Annotated in this window: 3 protein-coding genes; all 3 read right to left on the bottom strand. The window is 65.2% G+C overall.

All coding sequences use genetic code 11. From position 1 onward, the window contains the following. Positions 1–256 precede the first annotated feature (256 nt). The gene (locus IG65_RS0133765; protein ID WP_030518981.1) at positions 257–1114 is read right to left on the bottom strand and encodes an alpha/beta fold hydrolase; all 858 of its coding nucleotides are present in this window, start codon (positions 1112–1114) and stop codon (positions 257–259) included. 5 nt (positions 1115–1119) lie between these two features. Beyond that, positions 1120–2079, bottom strand: coding sequence for an alpha/beta hydrolase (locus IG65_RS0133760; protein ID WP_036526568.1), 960 nt, complete (start codon positions 2077–2079; stop codon positions 1120–1122). Next, on the bottom strand, positions 2076–2441 hold a 366-nt coding region (locus tag IG65_RS37465; protein WP_231509619.1), incomplete at its 5' end, for a hypothetical protein. The genes IG65_RS0133760 and IG65_RS37465, both read right to left, overlap by 4 nt.

Raw genomic sequence — 2441 nt, 5'->3', positions numbered from 1 at the left:
TCTTTTGAAGGATCACGCGGTGACCACCCTCTATCCGGCTACGACACGCTCAGACATTTGCTGGCGTCCGGTCGTACACCATCCTGCTGGACTCAACCTCCCCCGCCAATTCACATGACAGCCTCGCGTATCCGGCAACCACGCAGAGTGACTCCGATTCCGCTCAGTTTATCGAGGCCAGCAGTGCGTGGACCGTTCCCTCGCCGCAGACGAAGTGCTTGTAGAGCGGCCGCCCTTTCCGTAGCCCGGCTGGCGGTCAGGTGTGGCGAAGGCCGATGAACTCCCGGATCGCTGTGGCGAGCCGCAGAGGTTGGTCGAGCGGGACGAGGGTGTAACTGTCTGCTATCTCGACCAACTGGCCGAGCGGGAGCAGTGCGGCGAGGCGTCTGCCGTGGTCGGGCGGCATCACACGATCGTCTCGGGCCCAGACCACCAGCGCGGGCCGGTCGAAGCGCGGCAGATACTCGGCCGAGTCGAGCAACAACCGCGCGTCTGCCGCCACAGCGCGCAGCATCCGCACAGTATCGCGGCGGATCTCCGGCTGGGTCGAGGCCGGCCTCATCCAACCGGCGACCGTTGCGTCTCCGCGTTTGGTCAGCCAACCGAAAGCGAGCGGGCTGCGGCGCAGCATCCGCAACCGCATCTGCTGCATGAACAGCCCGAACAACGGCGGCGAAAGCTTGCCTGCGAACATCAGCATCTTCCCGGTCAGCCCCGGCGGGAAATTGTCGAAAGCCTCGCACGAGACCAGCACGACGCGACTCACGCGTTGCCGCGAAAGCGTGGTGCCATCGCTCATGAGCAACTGGACGAGCGCGCCGCCGGTGTCGTTCCCGACGAGTGTCACCCGCTGTAGGTCGAGGCGGTCGAGGAATTCTGCGACCAGTCGCGCGATCGCGGGCAAAGACAGGTCGACGTCGGCGCGCATCCCGTGCCGGTGCGCGCCGAACGGCAATGTCGGCGAAACGCATCGGTGGTCGGCCGACAGTTCGGCAATCGATCCGTCCCACAGCGTCGCGTCCATCATCAACCCGTGCAGCAGCACGACCGTAGGGCCTTCACCGCCGGAGTCCTGGTAGTCGACAGTTCCCGCCGAGAGGTCGATCTGCTTCATACGCTTCACTTCCGCGAGCTACCGCTGGTACCGGAGGGATCTGCGGTGGGCTGATCGAACAGGTGCCGATGCAAGAACGACAGCTGGGCGGCCACGGCCTGCTCATGCTCGTCCAAGAAGGGGGCGTAGTGGTTACCGGATATCTTGACGACCTCCCCGCGCGGAGCTCGGCTCGCGGCCTTCACCGATGGTTCGACCAGCGATGTCTGATCACGGTCACAGACCACGACGAGTAGCGGCGATCGCACGCGGGACGCGGCGCGACCGGGCCGGTAGAGACTGAAGCGAAGTGCGGTACGGGCAGCGACCATCTGCTGCCAGTCCGGATACCTGTGCGAACGCAGTGCGAGTCCGGTGTCGAGTCCGTCCGGTGTAGTCAGCATTGACACCGTCCCGGGCACTCCGACGAGCGACACCAATCGCGGCGGACGCCCCATGAGGCTGCCCAGGGTGTCGGCGATGCCCCGCGCGGTGAAGCGCAGCATCGCCAGTGGTTTCTGGTGGCGCATGGCGTTGCGGCTCACCGCCGGACCGTAGGGGTTCGGTGTCTGCGCGATCGCCGCGCCGAGTTGAGGGTTGCGCTCCGCGACCCGGAATATGTGCCCACCGGAGGCAGAGAATCCCCACACCGCGAGTTTGGCCGGATCGACTCCCGGCAGGGTTCGCGCGGAGTCGATGGCTGCCTGCCAATCGTCGAGCTGGTCTCTCGCCGAAAAGGCGAGGCGCGGTTGCCCACCGCTCTCGCCGACGCGGCGGTAGTCGAAGGCCAGGACGGCGAACCCCGCATCGTTGAATCGCCTCGCGAACTGGTCGGTGGCCGGCTCCTTCGGCACCGCGAACCCGCCGGCCATGATCACGCAGGCGCCGTTGGTTCCCGGATAGAACCACGCGGCGCATTGGGTGTGGCCGCTGACGAATCGAACCTTTTCCCGTTCGACGGTTTCGGTGGTGTCGTGTTCGGTCATTCAGGGTTGTCCTCTTCTGATAGTTCGGTTTCGCTGGCGTTTGCCCGGTGCCGCATTCGATCTCGGTTTTCGACGGGGCCGAGCCGACGTACCGAGACCAGACATAGTCCGAGGTCACAGACTGTGGTCAGAACGCCGTGCAATGCGGGTTGATCAGCGATCAGGCCGAAGATGGCGGTGTGACCGGCCTCGCCGCCGACCTGTAGTTCGCCGAACCAGCCGGCCCATCGGTCGTCGAGGACGCCGTCGACGCGGATCTCGTAAGGTTGAGTCCAGCAGGATGGTGTACGACCGGACGCCAGCAAATGTCTGAGCGTGTCGTAGCCGGATAGAGGGTGGTCACCGCGTGATCCTTCAAAAGA

Origin of the sequence: Nocardia sp. NRRL WC-3656 (assembly GCF_000720265.1) — a bacterium.
Lineage (GTDB): Bacteria > Actinomycetota > Actinomycetes > Mycobacteriales > Mycobacteriaceae > Nocardia > Nocardia nova.
This window is presented reverse-complemented; position numbering and strand designations above follow the sequence as displayed.